Origin of the sequence: Tannerella serpentiformis (assembly GCF_003033925.1) — a bacterium.
Classification (GTDB): Bacteria; Bacteroidota; Bacteroidia; order Bacteroidales; family Tannerellaceae; genus Tannerella; species Tannerella serpentiformis.
In genome coordinates this window covers 351,153-371,181 of the sequence record NZ_CP028365.1, presented here as the reverse complement: position 1 = coordinate 371,181, position 20,029 = coordinate 351,153, and the positions used below count along the sequence as shown (strand labels likewise).

At 54.0% G+C, this 20,029-nt stretch carries 16 protein-coding genes; 8 read left to right on the top strand and 8 right to left on the bottom strand.

Annotation, left to right across the window (positions count from 1 at the left end):
• Positions 1-261: 261 nt before the first annotated feature.
• Complete coding sequence (locus C7123_RS01530) at positions 262-912, bottom strand: response regulator transcription factor (RefSeq protein WP_069175543.1); 651 nt, start codon at positions 910-912, stop codon at positions 262-264.
• A 66-nt stretch (positions 913-978) separates the two neighbouring features.
• Positions 979-1,926 carry a cysteine synthase A gene (cysK, locus tag C7123_RS01525; RefSeq protein ID WP_069175542.1) on the bottom strand — a complete coding sequence of 316 codons (948 nt, stop codon included), beginning with the start codon at positions 1,924-1,926 and terminating at the stop codon, positions 979-981.
• A 638-nt stretch (positions 1,927-2,564) separates the two neighbouring features.
• On the opposite strand from cysK, the gene C7123_RS01520 reads away from it, so the two are divergent.
• From C7123_RS01520 to C7123_RS01505, 4 genes are all read left to right on the top strand, one after another.
• A complete protein-coding gene (locus C7123_RS01520; protein WP_069175541.1) occupies positions 2,565-3,974 on the top strand; it encodes a TolC family protein in 1,410 nt (469 codons plus the stop codon).
• 138 nt (positions 3,975-4,112) lie between these two features.
• The gene (locus C7123_RS01515) at positions 4,113-5,117 is read left to right on the top strand and encodes an HlyD family secretion protein (RefSeq protein WP_069175540.1); all 1,005 of its coding nucleotides are present in this window, start codon (positions 4,113-4,115) and stop codon (positions 5,115-5,117) included.
• The gene (locus C7123_RS01510; RefSeq protein ID WP_069175539.1) at positions 5,114-6,292 is read left to right on the top strand and encodes an ABC transporter permease; all 1,179 of its coding nucleotides are present in this window, start codon (positions 5,114-5,116) and stop codon (positions 6,290-6,292) included. The genes C7123_RS01515 and C7123_RS01510 overlap by 4 nt, the downstream gene beginning before the upstream one ends.
• Positions 6,293-6,474: 182 nt before the next feature.
• Positions 6,475-7,725, top strand: a complete 1,251-nt coding sequence (locus C7123_RS01505; protein ID WP_069175538.1) for an ABC transporter permease — start codon at positions 6,475-6,477, stop codon at positions 7,723-7,725.
• A gap of 205 nt (positions 7,726-7,930) precedes the next feature.
• On the opposite strand, the gene C7123_RS01495 is transcribed toward C7123_RS01505, so the two are convergent.
• Both C7123_RS01495 and C7123_RS01490 read right to left on the bottom strand, forming a co-directional pair.
• Positions 7,931-8,179 carry a DUF2442 domain-containing protein gene (locus C7123_RS01495; protein WP_237269257.1) on the bottom strand — a complete coding sequence of 83 codons (249 nt, stop codon included), beginning with the start codon at positions 8,177-8,179 and terminating at the stop codon, positions 7,931-7,933.
• The gene (locus tag C7123_RS01490; protein ID WP_037995501.1) at positions 8,176-8,433 is read right to left on the bottom strand and encodes a DUF4160 domain-containing protein; all 258 of its coding nucleotides are present in this window, start codon (positions 8,431-8,433) and stop codon (positions 8,176-8,178) included. Before C7123_RS01490 ends, C7123_RS01495 begins: the two co-directional genes overlap by 4 nt.
• A gap of 1,091 nt (positions 8,434-9,524) precedes the next feature.
• On the opposite strand from C7123_RS01490, the gene pflB reads away from it, so the two are divergent.
• The 3 genes from pflB to C7123_RS01470 all read left to right on the top strand — a co-directional run bounded on the left by pflB (position 9,525) and on the right by C7123_RS01470 (position 14,254).
• Entirely contained in the window at positions 9,525-11,774 is a 2,250-nt protein-coding gene (gene pflB / locus C7123_RS01480; RefSeq protein ID WP_069175536.1) for a formate C-acetyltransferase, read from the top strand.
• Between the two features lie 115 nt (positions 11,775-11,889).
• Positions 11,890-12,657, top strand: coding sequence for a pyruvate formate-lyase-activating protein (gene pflA, locus C7123_RS01475; protein WP_069176393.1), 768 nt, complete (start codon positions 11,890-11,892; stop codon positions 12,655-12,657).
• A 322-nt stretch (positions 12,658-12,979) separates the two neighbouring features.
• On the top strand, positions 12,980-14,254 hold the full coding sequence (locus C7123_RS01470; protein WP_069175535.1) for an NAD(P)/FAD-dependent oxidoreductase: 1,275 nt from the start codon (positions 12,980-12,982) through the stop codon (positions 14,252-14,254).
• Between the two features lie 357 nt (positions 14,255-14,611).
• On the opposite strand, the gene C7123_RS01465 is transcribed toward C7123_RS01470, so the two are convergent.
• Both C7123_RS01465 and C7123_RS01460 read right to left on the bottom strand, forming a co-directional pair.
• On the bottom strand, positions 14,612-15,673 hold the full coding sequence (locus C7123_RS01465; protein WP_069175534.1) for a DHH family phosphoesterase: 1,062 nt from the start codon (positions 15,671-15,673) through the stop codon (positions 14,612-14,614).
• A gap of 243 nt (positions 15,674-15,916) precedes the next feature.
• On the bottom strand, positions 15,917-16,447 hold the full coding sequence (locus tag C7123_RS01460) for a chromate transporter (RefSeq protein WP_069175533.1): 531 nt from the start codon (positions 16,445-16,447) through the stop codon (positions 15,917-15,919).
• A gap of 61 nt (positions 16,448-16,508) precedes the next feature.
• On the opposite strand from C7123_RS01460, the gene C7123_RS01455 reads away from it, so the two are divergent.
• Positions 16,509-16,742, top strand: a complete 234-nt coding sequence (locus C7123_RS01455; RefSeq protein WP_109187370.1) for a hypothetical protein — start codon at positions 16,509-16,511, stop codon at positions 16,740-16,742.
• A 132-nt stretch (positions 16,743-16,874) separates the two neighbouring features.
• Here the strand turns inward: C7123_RS01455 and C7123_RS01450 are convergent, their stop codons facing one another.
• Together C7123_RS01450 and C7123_RS01445 are read right to left on the bottom strand one after the other, a co-directional pair.
• A complete protein-coding gene (locus C7123_RS01450) occupies positions 16,875-17,426 on the bottom strand; it encodes a chromate transporter (RefSeq protein WP_069175531.1) in 552 nt (183 codons plus the stop codon).
• A 270-nt stretch (positions 17,427-17,696) separates the two neighbouring features.
• Positions 17,697-19,148, bottom strand: coding sequence for an MltF family protein (locus C7123_RS01445; protein ID WP_069175530.1), 1,452 nt, complete (start codon positions 19,146-19,148; stop codon positions 17,697-17,699).
• Positions 19,149-20,029 lie beyond the last annotated feature (881 nt).

Genomic DNA, 20,029 nt, shown 5'->3' with positions numbered 1-20,029 from the left:
GCCTTTTGTCATATGTGGTCCGCGAGCATCAAACCCGTTTCAGCCCATTGATCGAGTCAATCGGCATAGCGGGTGTATGCTCATTGATCGAGTCAATCGACAGGATAAAGCCCTCCCCAGCAAAAAAAGAGAGAGGGGAAACCGGAGTCGTATCACTCCAGCTCCCCCTCTGCTCAGGTGCGAACTATTTTCAACTACAAAGCGTCACATATACAGCGCGAGCGGCATGAGCAACACGCTGTCAAGGCAGAATGTTCTGTCTCATATATAGTATTCCACCATCTCCACCAGGCCGGCACGCAGGGCATACTTCGTGGCCTCGTAAACGTTGTTGACGCCCAGCTTACGGAAGATGTTCTTCTTGTGAGTGATGATGGTGTGTGTGCTGGAAATGCGTTCGGAGGCGATCTCCTTGACCGACAGTCCGCGGGCGATGAGTCGGAGGATCTCCGTCTCAGTGGCCGTGAGCGCCTCGTGCGTATCCGGCTGACGGTGCACGGTGAGCAGGAAGTCGGCAATGCGGTGACAAAGGAAACGATCGCCCTGCACCGTGTGTCGGAGCGCCGCGCGGATCTCGTCGGCCGTACAATCCTTGAGGATCAGTCCCACGTGGTACTCGGCGCTGAGGCGGCGGATGAGGGCGTCGCTCAGCTCGTTGGAGCAGAGCAGCCACGCGACCTCCGGAAAGCGTCGCCCCAAGTTTAAGAGCTCCTCCACGCTGGCCAGGTCGAAGAGCGCATAGTCAAGGATCACCACCGTGCTGTCTCGGTGCGTCGTCAGAGCCTCGATCAGCGCCTTCTTATTGGCCACCTCGAGCGTGCAACAGCCCGCCTCGCCGAAGGTGTCGGCGATGTAGGCACGCAGTCCAGCCCGCGTGATATCTTGATTATCGGCCAGGAGGAAAGTGATCATAGGAGGAGAAAGGTGAGACGACTGAAAGGGGGGAGACACAGCGCGCCCCCTTTCAGTGTGCTTTAATTACAGCGGATACTCTTCGAAGGCATAGAGCACGGTCGAGAGGTAGCGTTCGCCTGTGTCAGGCAGTAGGGCCACGATCGTCTTACCCTCGTTTTCGGGCTTACGAGCCAGCTCCAGCGCGGCGTGCAGCGCGGCGCCAGACGAGATACCGACGAGCAGACCTTCACGGGCAGCCAGCAGTCGGGAGGCACCGATGGCCTCGTTGTCCTGCACTTGCAGCACTTCATCGATCGCGTCAGCGTGATAGTTCTTCGGCACAAAGCCAGCACCGATACCCTGAATCTTGTGCGGCCCCGGCTGTCCACCCGACAGCACCGGCGATCCCACCGGCTCCACGGCCACGGCCTTCACCTTCGGGTTATGTTTCTTCAATCCCTCGGCCACACCGCTCACGGTGCCGCCCGTGCCTACGCCCGCCACGAAGATGTCGACCTTTCCGTCCGTATCGTTCCAGATCTCTTCAGCCGTCGTGCGGGTGTGCACTTCGGGGTTGGCCTCATTCTCAAACTGCTGCAGGATAATCGATCCCGGATGCTCCTCTTTCAGTTCGCCAGCACGACGGAGCGCACCCTTCATGCCCTCGCTACCGGGCGTCAGCACCAACGTAGCGCCGAGAGCCTTGAGCAGATTCTGACGCTCCACGCTCATCGTCTCGGGCATGGTCAGGATCAGCTTGTAACCCTTTACGGAGGCCACCCAGGCCAGTCCGATACCCGTGTTGCCACTGGTAGCCTCGATGATAATGGAGCCGGGCTTCAGCTCGCCGCTTCGCTCTGCGGCCTCGATCATGGCCAGTGCGATACGATCCTTGACGCTACCGCCGGGGTTGAAATACTCCAGCTTAACGATCACGTGTGCCTTGAGGCCTTCTGACTTCTCGATGTTGCTCACTTCCAAGAGCGGGGTGCCGCCTACGAGGGCGGTCAGGTTCTGATAAACTCTTGCCATTTTCTTTTGGTGTTTAATTTGAGCGCAAAGGTACGGGCGTCCCATAGGCCCGACAATACCATATGTGTGGTATATTGGTGATTACCCGCATGGAATGCGGGTTTTGGAGGGGGTATGTGGAGGATATACAGCGCTCCGGAATGCGTTGAAGGGCGGATAAATCAGATGGAACATCTTTGCGGCAGGTAAACCACATTGTATTCATCAATAACGTGAGTTCGATGTAAGAATAACGCCAGCAGAGAGTTTTTGCGGGAGTCACACGATGGCCAAAATGTTTTTGGAAATGCTTGCACCGGTGGTGCAAGAGGTGAAAAGTGGTTTTTGAGGTTTGCACCGCCAGTGCAAGCATTTCCAAAAGCACTTTGGCTGCTACTGCGCGCTATCAAAGACATTCTTCAGGGATTAGGGAGTCCATTCTTTCGTCGAACTCACGTTATATTATAATATGAGTGTGACGTGGAGTGATTCGTCTCTGGCCGATTGTATCGTACAAACAACCGCTACGGATCGGATAGAGCGCCTCAATCCGCTCGTGAACTGTACGATTCGCGCGTCTTATGTCCATTTCGGTGGAATTATGGAACCGCGAATCTATGCGCTAATATCTTTGCGCCCCTGAAAAATAAACACGAAGAATGAAGCACTCATTGATTTTATGGATGACTTTCGCACTGCCCATTTGTGCCGCTTACGGGCAGGAGGCGCTCACGATGGAGCAATGCCGACAGCTGGCTATCGACAACAATAAGGAGCTGAAAATCGCCGAGGCACAGGTGGATCGCGCTGCGCAGGAACGACGCGCGGCACGCACGAAATACTTCCCCCAACTCTCCGCCACAGGCTCTTACATACACAACAGTAAGCCGCTCGAGCTGGTGGATTACAGCCGTTTTGAGGCCATGACCGGCCAACTGCTTCCGCAACTGGCGCCGCTACTGATGAAGTATCCGCAACTAGCGCAATCACTCCCTCAAATCATGGAGGAGCTGAAAAGCCTCACGCATGTGGATATGCAGAACGTTTGGATCGGCGACGTATCGCTTGTGCAGCCCGTTTTCATGGGTGGAAAGATCGTCTCGTACAACCAGATCACGGGTTACGCCCGCGAGTTGGCCGAGTCGATGCACGACACGAAGTTGCAAGACGTGATCTGCCGCACGGACGAGACCTATTGGCAGGTCGTCTCGCTGGCTAACAAGAAAAAGTTGGCCGACGCGTACGTAGATCTGCTTCGCAAGATGGACACCGACATCGCCGCCATGATCACGGCCGGCGTGGCCACGAAGGCGGACGAATTGTCTGTCAAAGTAAAGCTCAACGAGGCCGAGATGGCCCAGACGAAGGTGAACAACGGGCTGGCGCTCTCGCGCATGCTCCTGGCGCAACTCTGCGGGCTCGACATGGAGCATCCGCCCCTCTTGGCTGACGAACGTATCGAGCAGTTTGCCGTCCAACCCACCGCAACGCAGGCCAACGCCGAGGAGGCATTTAGCCATCGCCCCGAGCTGAAGAGCCTCGAGCTGGCCACGAAGATTTACCGCAAAAAGGAGCAGATCGCACTGGCCGAGATGCTGCCCACCGTCGCACTGACGGCCAACTACCTCGTCACGAATCCGAACACCTACCACGGTTTCAAGAAAGAGTTTTCGGGCATGTACAACGTCGGCGTGCTGGTCCGCGTGCCCCTCTCGGCGTGGTGGGAGGGCTCCTACAAGCGTAACGCCGCACGCGCTGAGACGGTGATCAAACGACTCGAAACGGAGGAGGCGCGCGAGAAGGTTGAACTGCAAGTCAATCAATCCGTCTACAAGGTGAACGAGGCCGGTAAACAGCTCACCGCCTCCACGCGCAACATGGAGCGCGCCGAAGAGAACCTCCGCTACGCTAACGTCGGCTTCGAAGAGGGTGTCATCCCCGCACTCAACCTCATGGAGGCGCAAACCGCATGGGTCTCCGCCCGTTCTCAGCTGATCGACGCCCAAATCGAGGTCAAGCTCACCGAAGTCTACCTCAGCAAAGCCCTCGGGCGCTTAGGCAAAGAGTAGAATCCCTGTACCAAGCTAGTTTGGCTGGCACCCTATACCTATTATATATAGGCATCTCTACCACCCAGGGTGCCCACAAGGCTCCCTCCCCACTACGTATCAATCCCGGGGCAAAGCCCCATAACTACCCTACATACAATGAGCGAGAAAAAATATTCAATCAACAACATGCTACTGGCCTTCATTGCAGTCGTCATCGTGATAGGCTTAGTGTCATTGGCAGGCTTCATCCTGCTCACTCCCCCCGACGACATTATCATGGGTCAGGCAGAAGCCACCCAAGTACGTATCTCCGGCAAGGTGCCCGGACGCATCGAGGCTTACCGCTTCGGCGAGGGCGACCGCGTGCACGCCGGCGACACGTTAGTTTACCTGAACACCCCCGAGGTAGATGCCAAACTGCGTCAGGCCGAAGCCGTACGATCTGCCGCCGAGGCACAGAGCGCCAAGGCAATGGCCGGCGCCCGATCGCAGGAAGTGACCGGCGCCTACGAGCTTTGGCAGAAGGCCAAGGCGGGACTCGACATCGCCAAGAAGTCGTACGACCGCGTGCAACACCTCTACGATCAAGGCGTCATGTCTGCCCAAAAGCGCGACGAGGCCGAGGCAAACTATCAGGCGATGGTGGCTACCGAGAAGGCCGCACATTCGCAGTACGACATGGCCCGCGAAGGTGCTCGGCGGGAGGATAAGGCGGCTGCATCGGCCCTTGTCCGTCAGGCTGGCGGCGTCGTCGACGAGGTGGAGGCTTACCTCGGCGAGCGTGCCCTGACCTCCCCCATCGATGGCGAAGTGGTGGAGCGTTTCCCGCAGATCGGCGAGCTGGTGGGTACCGGTGCACCGATCATGAACATCGCCGACTTGAACGACATGTGGGTCACCTTCAGCGTTCGCGAAGATTTGTTGCGCGACATCAAGATCGGCGCCGAGATCCGAGGCTTCATCCCTGCGCTCGGCGATAAGGAGGTCGTGATGAAGGTCTACTTCATGAAGGACATGGGCACCTACGCCGCATGGAAGGCCACAAAGACTACTGGCCAGTATGACTCGAAGACCTTCGAGGTGCGCGCACGTCCCACATCGCCCGTGGCCGACCTCCGACCCGGCATGTCCGTCATCATCAAACGCCCCGGTAAACGATGACCCTTCGCGAAGGCATATACGCCATCCTGCGCATCGCCCGACGGGAGCTGCGCCGCTTGGTGGCCAACCCGGTCTACTTCTTCTGCATGGTCGTGGCCCCCGTCGGCTGTCTCTTTTTCTTCACTACGCTCATGCGCAGCGGCCTGCCCACCGATCTGCCCGTGGCCGTCGTCGATCTCGACAATACGCCCACTTCGCGCCGTCTCGTCCGCCAGCTTGACGCCTTTGAGCAGACCGCCGTACGCATGCAGTGCGCCTCTTTCGACGAGGCGCGACACGAAATGCAGCAAGGCAGCATCTATGGCGTCTTCCTGATCCCGAAAAACTTTCAGCAGGACGCCACCTCCGGCAAGCGTCCCCGGCTGTCGTTTTATACCAATGGCTCGTTTCTCATCGCTGGGTCCCTCATGTTTCGCGACATGAAGACGCTCTCCGTGCTGGCCGGCGCCTCCGTCGGGCTACAGCAGGGGCAGGCGCGCGGCATGACCGATGCGCAGATCATGGGTCAGATTCAGCCCATCACCGTCGATACGCACGCCATTGGCAACCCGTGGCTGAACTACTCCGTCTATCTCAGCAACGCCATGCTGCCCGGACTGCTGCAGCTGCTCGTTTTCATTGTCACCGTCTACAGCATCGGCGCGGAGATCAAACAGCGCACTTCCCGCCGTTGGCTCGGCCTCGGGAACGGTTCGCTGGCGGTCAGTCTGGCCGGCAAACTGCTTCCGCACACGATCATCTTCACCGTTGTCGGACTGCTTATCTGTGCCGTGCTCTATGGCTACAACGCCTTCCCATTGGCCAGCGGTTGGCTTCCCATCCTCGCCGCCATGACGCTATTAGTCATTGCCTCGCAAGCCGTCGGCGTGTTTATGATCGGCGTCTTACCCACCGTCCGACTCGGCCTCAGCTTCGCCAGCCTCTTTGGCATGCTCGGCTTCTCCATCTGCGGCCTGTCGTACCCCGTGACGGCCATGTATCCTCCCTTCCACGCCCTGTCGTACCTCTATCCCCTGCGCCACTATCTGCTCATCTACATCGATCAGGCCCTCAACGGTCGCGCGCTGGCTTACACCTGGGGAGAATACGTCTGGCTTGCCGCCTTCTTCCTGTTGCCCCTCACCATCTACCGCAACCTGAAAAGGGCCCTGCTCTATTTCCATTACATCCCATGATCATAGAGGATAGAGAGTAGAGGGTAGAGGGTAGAACCGGGTACATGAAGCGACCCTCTACCCTCCACCCTCCACTCTCTACCCTCTATCCTCTACCCTCTATCCTCTACCCTCTATCCTCTACCCTCTATCCTCTACCCTCTACCCTCCACCCTCTACCCTCTACTCTCTACCCTCTATATATGGATAACGAAAAACGTCTACCGACCCTCATAGCCGAAGGCTTCCGAGACCTGTTCTACATCTGGCGGCAAGAGCTGCGCGCCATCTTTCGTGACAGCGGCGTGATGATCTTCTTCTTCCTCGTCCCCTTGGCCTACCCAGTCATCTACGCCCTCATCTACAACCCCGAAACGGTGCGCGACGTCCCCTTGGTCGTCGTCGACCAGAGCGGATCGCAGCGCAGCCGCGAGTTCATCCGCCGTGTCGATGCCACACCCGACGTCCGCGTTGTGGCCACCTGCGGATCCATCGAGGATGCCCGTCGGTTAGTTGATAGCAAGCAAGCCTACGGCATCCTCCTCTTCACGTCCGACTTCAACCGCGATCTTGCCGCCGGACGTCAGGCCACCGTCTCGCTTTATACCGACATGAGCCTGCTGCTGCACTACAAAGCCCTCCTCCTGGCCACCACCGAGGTCTCGCTCGACATGGGGCGCGAGATCCGTGCCGCCCGCACGCCCCAATCCACCGACGAGCTTCAGCAGATCTACGTCGCGCCCATCCCCTACGAGTCCGTGGCCCTCTTCAACCCCGCCAACGGTTTCGCCAGCTTCCTCTTGCCCGCCGTTTTGATCCTTATCATCCAGCAGACGCTCGTCCTGGGTATCTGCATGCTGGGCGGCACCGCCCGCGAGCAGAGCCGCTTCCACCACCTCGTCCCCCTCGACCGACGCTTCCGCGGCACCCTCCGCGTCCTCCTTGGCAAGGCCTTCGCTTACGTCATTATCTACATCCCCGTCTGCCTCTGGACGCTCGTCGTTGTTCCGCGAATCTTCGCCTACCCCTCCGTTGGTAACCCCTGGGACGCGCTACTTTTCCTCCTTCCCTACCTCCTGGCCAGCATCTTCTTTGCCATGATCCTATCCGGCTTCATGCGCACTCGCGAGTCCGGCATGATGCTCTTCGTCTTCATGTCCGTCATCCTGCTCTTCCTCTCCGGCATCTCTTGGCCCACCGACGCCTTCCCCTTCTACTGGCGCGCCCTGGCCCAACTCTTCCCCTCCACGCCAGCCATCCGCGGCTTTGTGCTGATCAAGAGTTGCGGCGCCACCCTCTTCGACGTCGCCCGTGAGTACCGTCTCCTTTGGCTGCAGACCGGCCTCTACTTCCTCCTTGCCGCCCTCGTCTACCGTCGGCAGATCATACGCGTCCGTCGGAAGATGATCCGCCAGTACCAAGCCGCCAAAGCCCGACAGCCCCAGCCAGAGTAGAACCATATATCCATTAAGTTGCCGGCGACCTCAGCCAAGGCCGATACGGTTGTTCGGTACCCGGCAAACTTGGCAGGCGTCCCTGACGCCTTGATCTTCTTTTGCTTCCTTTTCTTCCATCAAGGGAAGAAAAGGGAGACCATCAAGGGGAGAGAGGAAGAACCATCAAGAAAAGGAAGAGAGATCTCAGAGAAACGTCCCTGACTTATTCCACAGCCGGCAACTCAAAGAGATATTCCGGAGCCAGATCTGCGCCGTTCTCCCATTCGATGGTGGCATATTTGACTTGGAACCGCTTGAACCGTTCCACGTCCTTCAGAGGTTCGAACACGCTTCCTTTCAGCGATTGTTCCAGATCCACCGTTTTCACCGTCTCGTTGTTAAACCACAGCCGCACGCGGTATCCCCCCGCGTATTCGGCCCGTACCACTTCTGTAAACATCATTGCATTCATGTCAGAGGTTCTATTTTGTTCAATGCCTCGCCCTTGCAGGCCCGCTCCCAATTCACCATCAACTCGTCGCGATGCAAATCGAGCCACTCCAGTATCATCCGCAGCGCCCGCGCTGGCATTTCACCTTTCACCACACCATCTTTGATGGATACCGTAACCTTATAATTCCCATACCACGCATGGAAATGCGCCGGCGCGTGATCGGAGAAGTACATCATAATAATGATGCCGTAAAAAAGACTGATCTGAGGCATAATCTTACTGTTTGAATATGATGGAGCAAAAGTAAGGGGGAATCGGCACCTCGGCAGACCCTCTGCGCCCCTTGTCCTCCACCACCCAGCTCCAGTCCGCCTCTTCGTCACCCTTATCTAACACCCCCAAAGTCCCGGCAGAGCCTCTGCCACCTTTGTCTTCGTCCCCGGTAGTTCAGGCAGAGACTCTGCCGCCTTTATGATGCCCTGTATAGGTGCTGCTTATGATATAGACACTATAAAATCATTTTTCGAGTCACTATTTTTGATATGAACAGTAACTAAAAATCGAATATGATACCGTCTATAGAAAGAACTAGCTTGATATATTTTATAGCCTATTTCTTGATCATGGATAGTTATGGAAAATATTTGGACATGCTGTTTATGTAGAAAACCATCTATATAAGAGCTTATATATCATTTTATCAGACAAAACAGAGGCATAAAATCTCCATCAATCATTTTCATATTCAGGATACCGTATCTAAGTATTTAGACAGCCTGTTTAGATTACATACAGCGCTATATTGATTTTTGATAGCCTGTTTAGATCATTGACACTATCTATACAGGGCATCATAAAGGCGGCAGAAGGTCTGCCTGAGATCTTGGAGGCAAAGACAAAGGCGGCAGAAGGTCTGCCGAAGGAGTCGGAGGCGAAGACAAAGGCGGCGAAGGGTCTGACGGCAGCCGGGTAGGGGAGGACAAAGGAGGCAGAGGGTCTGCCGAAGGAGTCGGAGGCGAGGATAAGAGCGGCTGCGTGTGTGACGGGGACGACGTGGTTTAGGAGGATCTCGGAGAGGGATAAAACGGGAGAGAAAGGGGCTGGGTGAGGGGCAAAAAAGGAGGCGATAGCACCTTTATCGGCACACTTCGCCTTGTCGTGTGCAAAAAGGTGCGTTCTGGAGCCGTTGATTATCTGTGCGTTATAAAAATTGCAATGTCGACCTTGCATTTTTCCGCCTAAAATGTGTCCAGTGTAAGGAAATGCCTCTACATTTGCCCGCGGATGACAGAGGAAAGGGGGCCAACCCCCTCCCGAAAAGGTCAGCCGATAACATCATCAACAATAAAAATTCGATCATAAAATGAGACAGGAATGGAATGGGTTCCAAGGAACCAAGTGGACGGATGAAGTGGACGTTCGCGGATTTATTCAAGACAATTACACGGCTTATGACGGCTGCGAATGCTTCCTGGAGGGCCCAACCGAGGCCACGCAGAAGCTGTGGGGCATCCTGCAGGGCTTGCAGAAGGAGGAGCGCGCCAAGGGCGGTGTACTCGATATGGAGACGGAGATTGTCTCTGGCCTGACGGCTTACGGAGCGGCTTACATCGCCGAGGGCACGAAGGATTTGGAGCGCGTCGTGGGTCTGCAAACCGACAAGCCGCTCAAGCGCGCATTCATGCCTTACGGCGGTATCAAGATGGCCGAAGAGGCCTGCACGACGTATGGCTACAAGCCGTCGGAGAAGCTGCACGAGATCTTCACGGAGTATCACAAGACGCACAACGACGGTGTGTTTGATGCCTACACGAAGCAGATGAAGTCCGCGCGACACAACCACATCCTCACCGGTCTGCCGGATACCTACGGCCGCGGACGCATCGTGGGCGACTACCGCCGCGTGGCGCTTTACGGCGTGGATTTCCTGATCGAGAAGAAGAAGCAAGACCTGGCACTGCATGACGGCGGAGGCGTGATGACGGACGACGTGATCCGTCTGCGCGAGGAGGTTTCGATGCAGATCAAGTCGCTCCAGGGACTCAAGAAGATGGCGGCCATCTATGGTTACGACATTTCGGCACCGGCGAAGAATGCTCGCGAGGCCGTGCAGTGGCTCTACTTCGGCTACCTCGGCGCCATCAAGACGCAGAATGGCGCTGCGATGTCCGTGGGCCGTATCTCGACCTTCCTCGACATTTATATCCAGCGCGATCTGGAGGCTGGCACGCTGACGGAATCGGAAGCGCAGGAGCTGATCGACCATCTGGTGATGAAGTTCCGCATGGTGAAGTTTGCGCGCATCCCGTCGTACAACCAGCTCTTCTCTGGCGATCCGATCTGGGCTACGCTCGAGATGGCTGGTCTCGGTATGGACGGCCGCTCGATGGTGACGAAGAACGACTTCCGCTTCCTCCACACGTTGGAGAACATGGGTCCCTCGCCCGAGCCGAACTTGACGGTGCTCTACTCGTCTCGTCTGCCGGAAGGTTTCAAGCGTTACGCATCGAAAATCTCGGTGACGACCAGCTCCATCCAGTACGAAAACGACGACGTGATGCGGCCTATCTGGGGCGACGATTACTCGATCTGCTGCTGTGTGTCGGCCACGCAGACGGGTAAGGAGATGCAGTTCTTCGGTGCGCGGGCTAACCTGGCTAAGTGCCTTACGTACGCCATCAGTGGCGGTGTAGACGCCAAGACACGCGAGCAATGCGGTCCGGCTTACCGTCCGATCGAGGGCGACGTGGTGAAGTACGACGAGTTTATGCCGCGCTTCATGGATATGATGGAGTGGCTGGCTGGCGTGTATGTGAACACGTTGAATGTGATCCATTACATGCACGACAAATACTTCTACGAGGCCGCTGAGTTGGCACTGATCGACACCGATGTGCGTCGCACGTTCGCTACGGGTATCGCAGGCTTTAGCCATGTGGTAGACTCCATCAGCGCCATCAAGTACGCCAAGGTGAACATCATCCGCGACGAAACGGGCTTCCCGCTCAGCTTCAAGACCGAAGGCGACTTCCCGCGCTACGGCAACGATGACGACCGCGCCGATGAGATCGCCGTATGGCTGCTGAAGACGTTTATGAACATGATCCGCCGCCACCACACCTACCGCAACTCGGAGCCGACGACGAGTATCCTGACCATCACCTCGAACGTGGTTTATGGCAAGTACACGAGCAACATGCCCGACGGACGTCCGGCCGGTGCACCGCTCGCTCCGGGTGCCAACCCGTCGTATGGCGCAGAGAAGAGTGGCTTGCTGGCATCGCTGAACTCAGTGGCTAAACTGCCGTATGAGTATGCGTTGGACGGCATCTCGAACACGCAGACGATCAGCCCCTCGACGCTCGGCCATACGCAGGATGAGCAGGTAGAGACCCTCGTTCGCGTAATGGACGGCTACTTCGATCGCGGCGCACACCACCTGAACGTGAACGTCTTTGGCGTAGATAAGCTGATCGACGCCATGGAGCACCCCGAGAAAGAAGAGTACGCCAACTTCACGATCCGCGTCAGTGGTTACGCCGTCAAGTTCATCGACTTGACCAAGGAGCAGCAGCTCGACGTGATCGCACGCCAGGCACATGGAAAGATGTAATTATTGAATGAAGAAGAGGGGGAGCGGAGCACGTTCGATGCTCCTCCTCTTTTCGCTCTACCCAATCACAACCTCAACCCCCAACTTTAGTTTTTCGCTTTTAGTCATTCGCTTCATGGAAACTTCTTCCCTCTTAGGCCGTGTGCATTCGGTTGAAACGTTCGGTTCGGTCGATGGGCCGGGCATTCGCTTCCTCATTTTCCTGAAAGGTTGCAGCATGCGCTGCCGTTATTGCCACAATCCAGACACGTGGGATCCCGAGACGGACGATCTGCGTACGGCGGACGAATTGCTGACGCAGGCCATGCGTTACCGCAGTTATTGGGGACGCGAGGGAGGTATCACTGTCAGCGGTGGCGAAGCGTTGCTGCAGATCGACTTCCTGACTGAACTGTTCCGTAAGGCCAAAGCGAAAGGTATCCACACATGCCTCGACACGTCGGGGCAACCCTTCACACGTCGGGAACCGTTCTTCTCAAAGTTTGCAGAGCTGATGAAGTACACTGACTTGCTTCTTTTTGATCTCAAGCAGATCGACGACACGAAGCACCGCGAGCTGACCGGACGCACGAATCGTAACATCCTCGATTGCGCGCGCTATCTGTCCGACATCGGCAAGCCTATTTGGGTGCGACACGTACTCGTCCCGGGCGTAACCGACAACGATGACGATCTGCATGCCCTGCGTGCCTTCATTGACACGCTGCAAAACGTCAAGCGGGTGGAAGTTTTGCCCTATCACGCGATGGGAACGTACAAGTGGGAGCAATTGGGTATTCCATACACACTGAAAGACGTTAGCGCACCCTCCGAAGAGCGCGTTCGCAATGCCGAACACATCCTCACCGCCCCAGGCATTTGTCCTGTGGAGCGCGGCGCGTAACCTGTCCGGAAGACAGCTTAGCGAAAAAGAACACGAAGCACTTCCCCCACTTTACGCGGCGGGAAGTGCTTCGTGTTTTATTCTTGGAAGCTGTTTGGAATTTATTTCGGAGGCTATCGGGAGAATGTTTCTGATGATTTTATTTCATCATTAGACGAGCATAGCAAGCTATGTGAGGATTAATGATGGAACAAAAGGGCAGAAACAGGCCTCGATAGACCCGAAACAAGAAAGGAGAAAGATCCCCCCAAACAGCTCCATAAAACAATCGCTCAATAAATTCAAAACAGCTTCTTACACACAACATTTAAACGACAACAAAATGGATGACAGGAAACACATCGTAATTGTAGGCGGTGGATTTGCCGGCCTGCGATTAGTCAAGGAGTTAGATCGCGGTGGAAAGTACCGCGTGACATTGGTAGACATGAACAATTACAACTTTTTCCCGCCCTTACTCTATCAGGTGGCCGCGGGTTTCATGGAGCCTTCGTCCATCTCGTACCCGTTCCGCCGATTGTTACGCAAACGGCCGAACACGCGTTTCCGCATGGGGATACTTCAGGCCGTGGTGCCAGAGGAGAAGAAGCTCGTGCTTAGCAATGGCGAGCTACATTACGATTTGCTGATTATGGCCACAGGTGCGGAGTCCAATTTCTTCGGCAATCCGGACGTCGAGGCCAAAGCCATGCCGATGAAGACGATCGGTGACGCCCTCATGTTGCGCAATTTGGTTTATACGCGTCTCGAGCGGGCCACCCGCACTACAGATAGCGAGCAACGCCACAAGCTGCTCTCTTTCGCCATAGCCGGTGCCGGGCCAACGGGTGTGGAACTGTCTGGCATCTTCGCCGAAATGAAGCAGAACATTATGATGAAGGACTACCCCGAGCTGAGTCGCTCTGAATTGGGCGACATCTACCTCATCGACGGGCAAAAAACGGTGCTTGCGCCTATGTCGCAGCGTGCCCAGGCTTATACTGAGCAGGCATTGCGACGTAAGGGAGTCAAACTCAAGCTTGGAGTCTTCGTGAAGGACTTCGTGAACGATGAAGTGCACCTTTCCGACGGTACGGTCTTAGAGGCGCGAAACCTGATCTGGGCCGCTGGCGTGTCAGCGCGGACCTTTCCGGGTCTCGACACTCCCGATCGGCTCGGAAGGGGACGCCGGATGAAGACCGACGCCTTCAATCGCGTCGAAGGGCAAGACGACATCTTTGCCGTGGGCGACGCTGCCCTCATGACGGCCGATCCGGCTTATCCCGGCGGTCATCCACAGCTGGCGCAGGTAGCCATTCAGCAGGCCACGAACTTAGCTCGCAACCTAAACCGAGATTTTCAATCGCCCACGCCCTTCCGTTACGTCGATAAAGGAGCTATGGCGATCATCGGGCGTAATCAAGCGGTGGCAGATTTGTCTCGCAAGATTTTCCTCAAGGGATTTCTCGCGTGGGCCATTTGGGCTTTTGTTCACATCATGTCGTTAGTGAACTTTCGGAACAAGCTGCGTTCGTTCTACAACTGGGCTGGCTATTATATCAGCAAGGATCAGTCTTACCGCATGGTGCTTCGCCCCACGGAGAAGGCCAAGGGATAAGGCATAGAAAAAAAGTGCCCCACAAAGGCTCTCAAGAAGTAGAGCATGAATAGAAAGTGCTCCAAAAAGGCTCTCAAGAAGTAAGGCATGAAAAAAAGTGTCCCGCAAAGGTTCTCCAGAAGTAAGGCACGAGAAAAAAGTTTCCCTAAAAAGGTCTCCAGAAGTAAGGCATGAGAAAAAAATTACCCCAAAAGGCTCTCAAGAAGTAGTGCACGAGAAAAAAGTGCTCCGCAAATAGTCTCAAGAAGTAAGGCACGAATAAAAAGTGCCTCGAAAAAAGCAGTCCTCCGGACGACAGGTGTCAAGCCTTCGTTCGGGGGACTTTCTTTTGGGTCTGCAAGTGACAATCTGTCAGGCTTACACGGCCTGTGTTTCTTCGGCCGTCTCTGTAAAATGCGTCGGATTGAATTCCGCCAAACCCTGCTCAAAAGTTCGGATCGCTTCTTCGAGTGTGCCGTAAAATTCGCCTCCAGATGCGTTCTTATGACCGCCGCCGTTGAAGTAACGCATAGCAAAACGGTTGCAAGGGAAGCTCCCGACGGATCGCAGGGACACTTTAGCGTAATCAGGATCCTCGCGAATAAATACAGAGAAGACGATTCCGTCGATGTCGAGAGGCATATTCACGAAACCCTCCGTATCGCCCGTCTTATAATGGTAGCGCCGAAGTTCATCGCTCGTGAGGGTGATCAAGGCGGCCTGTTGCGCAGGGTAAACCTTCATTTTTTCGTTCATAGTGTACCCCATCAAACGCATACGAGACTCTGAATAAACCTGATAGACCTGCCGATAAATGGCATCCTTATCGATTCCCTTCTTGATCAGTTCGCCGATAATGACATAGATATCAGCGCGGTTAGAATTATAGCTAAACGCTCCTGTATCGGTCATCATACCCGTATAAAGGCATTCCGCGGCGTTGCGGCTGATGTCATCGTACGCTTTCATGGCGCAGAGCAACCGGAAGACCAATTCGCACGTCGAAGAAAGCTCCGGGTGAGAGATCACGAGGCGACAAAAGTCGGGAGCGGGATAGAGGTGATGATCGATCATCACCTTTCGCCCCGAAGCGGCTTCGACGAGAGGTGCAAGGTCTCCAATACGTTTCGGTTCGTTAAAGTCGAGATTGATAATCACGTCTGCTTCGCGAATTAATTGCTCCGCGTAGTCCGGATACTTGTTATAAATCAAGACATCTTCGGCGCCGGGCATCCACTTGAGAAAAGCTGGAAAATCGTTAGGGACAATCACATGCACACGCTCCTTGCCCTGCTCCGAAAGATAGTGGGCCATTCCGAGCGCCGAACCGATCGCGTCGCCATCGGGCGAGAGATGGGCCGTCAGTACAAATTTTTCGCCTTTTTCAAGGTAGCGGCTAAAGCGATGCACCGCGTTTTCGTCTAAAATCTTCGTTAGCATAATGTGATGAGAAAATAGGGTTCGTTAATGGGTTGCTTGTACGCCTACACGGCAAGGAAATGCCCCCGAGAGGGCCTGATTTCCTTTTGCCCCTTCCCTTTTATCAAGAAAAGGAGAGGGGATAGGAGTGGCAGGCTGAAATCTGTTGACAAGTAGAGACTTACGCCGGTCGAAGGCAAAAAAATATACCTCCAAACAGGCCTTATGCATCTGCTAAGGAGCCATTTTAAGTTCGATGAACGACTAAAACAGCAGCCAACCTGCCAATCCGGCAGCTAAAATAAGGCGGATTGTGCCAACACGAAAAAAATAAGACGCCACGAAGGCCCCGATGGCGATCACCACGCTACGCCAATCGATGAAATTATGTTCGTTCATTAACAGCAGGGCCGCCGCTGCGATGAGTCCGATGGCCGCGGGCTTCATCCAGCTCAAAGCTCCGGTCATGTAGACGTTGTTGTGAAAGAGCAGGAAGAAACGACAGATCAATGTCATAATGATGATGGCCGGCAGGCAGACCGCTGTCGTGGCAAGTAGGGAGCCGAGGATACTGCCGCCCGTTGCTGTGTAGCCGATATAGGTGGCGCAATTGATAATGATCGGTCCTGGCGTCATTTGCGAGATGGCCACAATGTCAGTAAACTCGCCCACGCTGAGCCAGTTATGTACTTCAACGACCTCGTATTGAACCATCGAAAGCATGGCATATCCACCGCCGAAGCCTACAATTCCGATCTTGAAAAACGTAATAAACAGTTGGATGTAAATTTCCATTGAGGGAAAAATGTATCTCGTGAAACTAAAAGTGAAAAACTAAGAGCGAAAAGCGTATCTCGTGAAACGGAATGCTAAAAACAAAGGTCGAAAAATGGATCTTGTGAAACTAAAAGTGAAAAACTATGAGCGAAAAGCGTATCTCATGAAACGGAATGCTAAAAACAAAGATCGAAAAATGGATCTCGTAAAACTAAAAGTGAAAAACTATGAGCGAAAAGCGTATCTTGCGAAACGGAATGCTAAAAACAAAGATCGAAAAATAGATCTCGTAGAACTAAAAGTGAAAAACTAAAATCGAAAAGTGTATACTGTGAAACAGAATGCTAAAAACAAAGATCGAAAAATAGATCTCGCAAAGCGGCATGGAGGAAAATAGTTGAGAAGCGGGGAATATGAATAGCCGCGGCCTGTCATTTTGTCCATTTTATTTCTCGGGGTGCTCTTTCGCGATCCAAGAATGGTAGATGACACCGGTCACGCCGGCTGCTGCGATAACCCAAACGGGCGAAACGCCAAACAACCAAACCGCCAGCGCTGCAATCGTGGCCAATGAGACGACGAAGGGACTGAAACCGCTTTTCTTCAGCATGTTGACAACAGGCACGACAATCAGCGAGACAACCGCTGGCCGGATGCCACGAAAGATGCGTTCCACCGTGGGGTTTTCTCGGATGTCGGTAAAGAACATGGCAACCAGCAGGATGACCACAAATGACGGAATGACAGTCCCTAAAACGGCGGTGATCATTCCTCCGAGACCGAGCGTCTTATACCCAACGAAAACAGCGGAGTTAATCGAAATTGGGCCTGGTGCAGATTGCGCCAAGGTGAGCATTTCGGTAAATTCCTCACGTTCAATCCATCGCCGACGTTCCACGACTTCTTTTTCGATCAGCGGGATCATCACGTAACCTCCACCAATGGTGAAGGCACCTATCTTGAAAAACGAGAGGAAAATTTGGAGGTATTTTTTCATAATGAGGGTGTGTATGATGAAAAAATGAGGTCATGTATTTGACCTGAAGTTTCGATGAATAGAAAGTGTATGGCTGGAGATACTTCTGTCAATTGGCACGTATAAATTCCTGCATTTGGCGGGGCTTATGAGGAGCTTCGCTACCGATTCTGCACCTTCTTTTCTTTCCTTGATGAAAGAAAAGAAGGCAAAAGAAAATCAAGCCCCCGCGGGGGCATTTCTCATCCATGTAGGAGACGGAAGAAAATGGATGATGTCTTTTCGCACGCCTCATTCTTTCTCCGTTTTTTCTGCTGTTTGCTTTTCCGTGAGTTCGCGATAATGATGATAACGGCCAAGCACTGCGTCGACATAGCGATAAGTCTCGCGGCCGCGTAAATACCCAAAGCGGCAAACGGAATCGGTGTAATATTTGGGTTCTGCCTTGAGGCGGATGTATTCTGCCACGTTGTCAGTCCATACGTTGGGGTTATGGCCATATTTTTTGGCCAAACGTTGGGCGTCGTTGATGTGTCCGACACCTGCATTATAGGAAGCGAGTGTCAATTTGACACGTTCCTCTTCACTTGCCGCTGGAAAAGAGCCGCGGAAACGTCGCAGACATTCAATTCCTGCGCGAATGTTCTTCTCGGGGTCGCCCATCTCTTCATATCGGAAGCCGAGGGCACGCGCGGTGGACGGCATGATGCCCATCAGCCCCTTAGCGCCTGTCCAGGCGACTGCGTTGGGTCGAAAATGCGATTCAAAATAGGCTATGGCGGCCAGCAGGCGCCAATCCCAGCCGAGACTTTTGGCGTGACGCTTGAAAAGATCGTCGTAAGGCGAAATCATTCCCGGCCGCATTTTGGGCACTTTCGGTTTTGTCTGCTTGACGGTGTCGGGCGTTTCTGCATCAGCCTCGATAGCCTCCGGGCCGCCCTTGGAGAGTTCGAAATAGCGCTTTTCTGCCGCCCGATAGGTGTCGTCGCCCGTTGCACCGGCGGCCCAAAGATCGATGGCCATCCCAAGCAAAGGACAATCACGCCGTACAGCCCACGCGGAACGTTGGCGGAAACTGACTGCCAAACTGACATCTAAATTTCCGTAGTATGTACGATTGAGTCGGGCCACATCGTCCTCACAAATCGTGTATTGAATTTCGCCTCGAGAAACCATTCCGATAAGATCTTCAACCGACAAAGTGTCAGACTTCATTTCCACGATACGAATGCCTCCACCCAGTTCGCGGTTCAGATTTTCCAGCCGATCGCGATACCTGCTGTCTGGTTTGATATGCACTTCGCGGCCGATAAGCTGCGTGACGTCTGTCAGCACCGAATCTCGGTTCGAGCTGCGCTGCACCACAACGAGACTCGACTGTCTTTCGCGACCGCAGAAGCGCAGCGATTGTTTTCGCTCATTATCGATCGGAACCGGGTATGCCACCACATCGGCCTGCCCATTTTGCAGCATTTCAATCGATTGCGCCACACTCTCGGCCACTTTAATCTCCAATTTGAGACCGTTGCGAGCTGCAAAATCAGCAATCAGATCGTATTCATAACCCATGGGCTGCATCTTGTATTGAAAATACGACGTAGAGCTGTTCAGCGTGACTGCCGTGATCACGCCTCGCGACTGAAGGACAGGCAGGTCAGGTGCCAGCTCCGTTTTTTTCTGCTCACTGTGACATCCGGCCATCAGCAGCAGCGTTGCAAGGAAAGCCAAACCGGTCTTGTTCATTCTCATTACTCGTTTTTAGTTGCGTACATAATAAAAGATACGCGCGTACATATTATATATGAGCCGAAAGCCATGCGTGCCATTCGTCACGACCCTCGCTCGGAACCACAAAAATCGCCTGCAAAAATGGGACACCATTTGCATTTATCGGCAGAGGGGTATGCTGAAATGTTTACCATCCGTTTGGCCGACAGCGATCATCATGCCATGCGTCGTACCCCGCGCTCTGTCGAAGCACTCGCTATGCAGTGCTACAGCAGACCGTCTTTCGCGGAAGATATTAAGTCGCAGGAATGTTATTTAGTTGCTCTGATGAAGCAATTAAGCCGTAAAAATGTCTCTTAGTTGCTCTGATGAAGCGATTAAGCCGAGAAAATGTCTCTTAGTTGCTCTGTTGAAGCAATTAAGCCGTGAAAATGTCTGTTAGTTGCTCTATTGAAGCAATTAATCCGCAAAAATGTCTCTTAATTGCTTTGGCCAAGCAACTAAATAAGAAGAATGTCTTTTACTAATTTGCTCCCAAAGAGGCCTCTCGCCATCCTGCACGTCCCTTTTTAAGGCCAATGTGAGATACCCGCGAAACCGTTTACCCCCTTCCTTGATCCAAAAAAGTATCCTGCAAAACGGAGGGAACCTTTTTTCGATTCAGGAAAGACTTATGCCAAATGGAGGCATCCTCCTTTTGATTCAGGATAGGTTTATGCCGAATGGAGGCACCCTCCTTTTAATTCAGGATAAGTTTTTGCGAAATGGAGAGAACCTCTTTTTGATCCGAAAAAGTCTCACGTAAAACGGAAGGAACTCATTTTTGATTCAAGAAGAGCTTATGCGAGACGGAAGGAACTCTTTTTTGATTCAGAATAGGCTTGTGCAAAACAGAA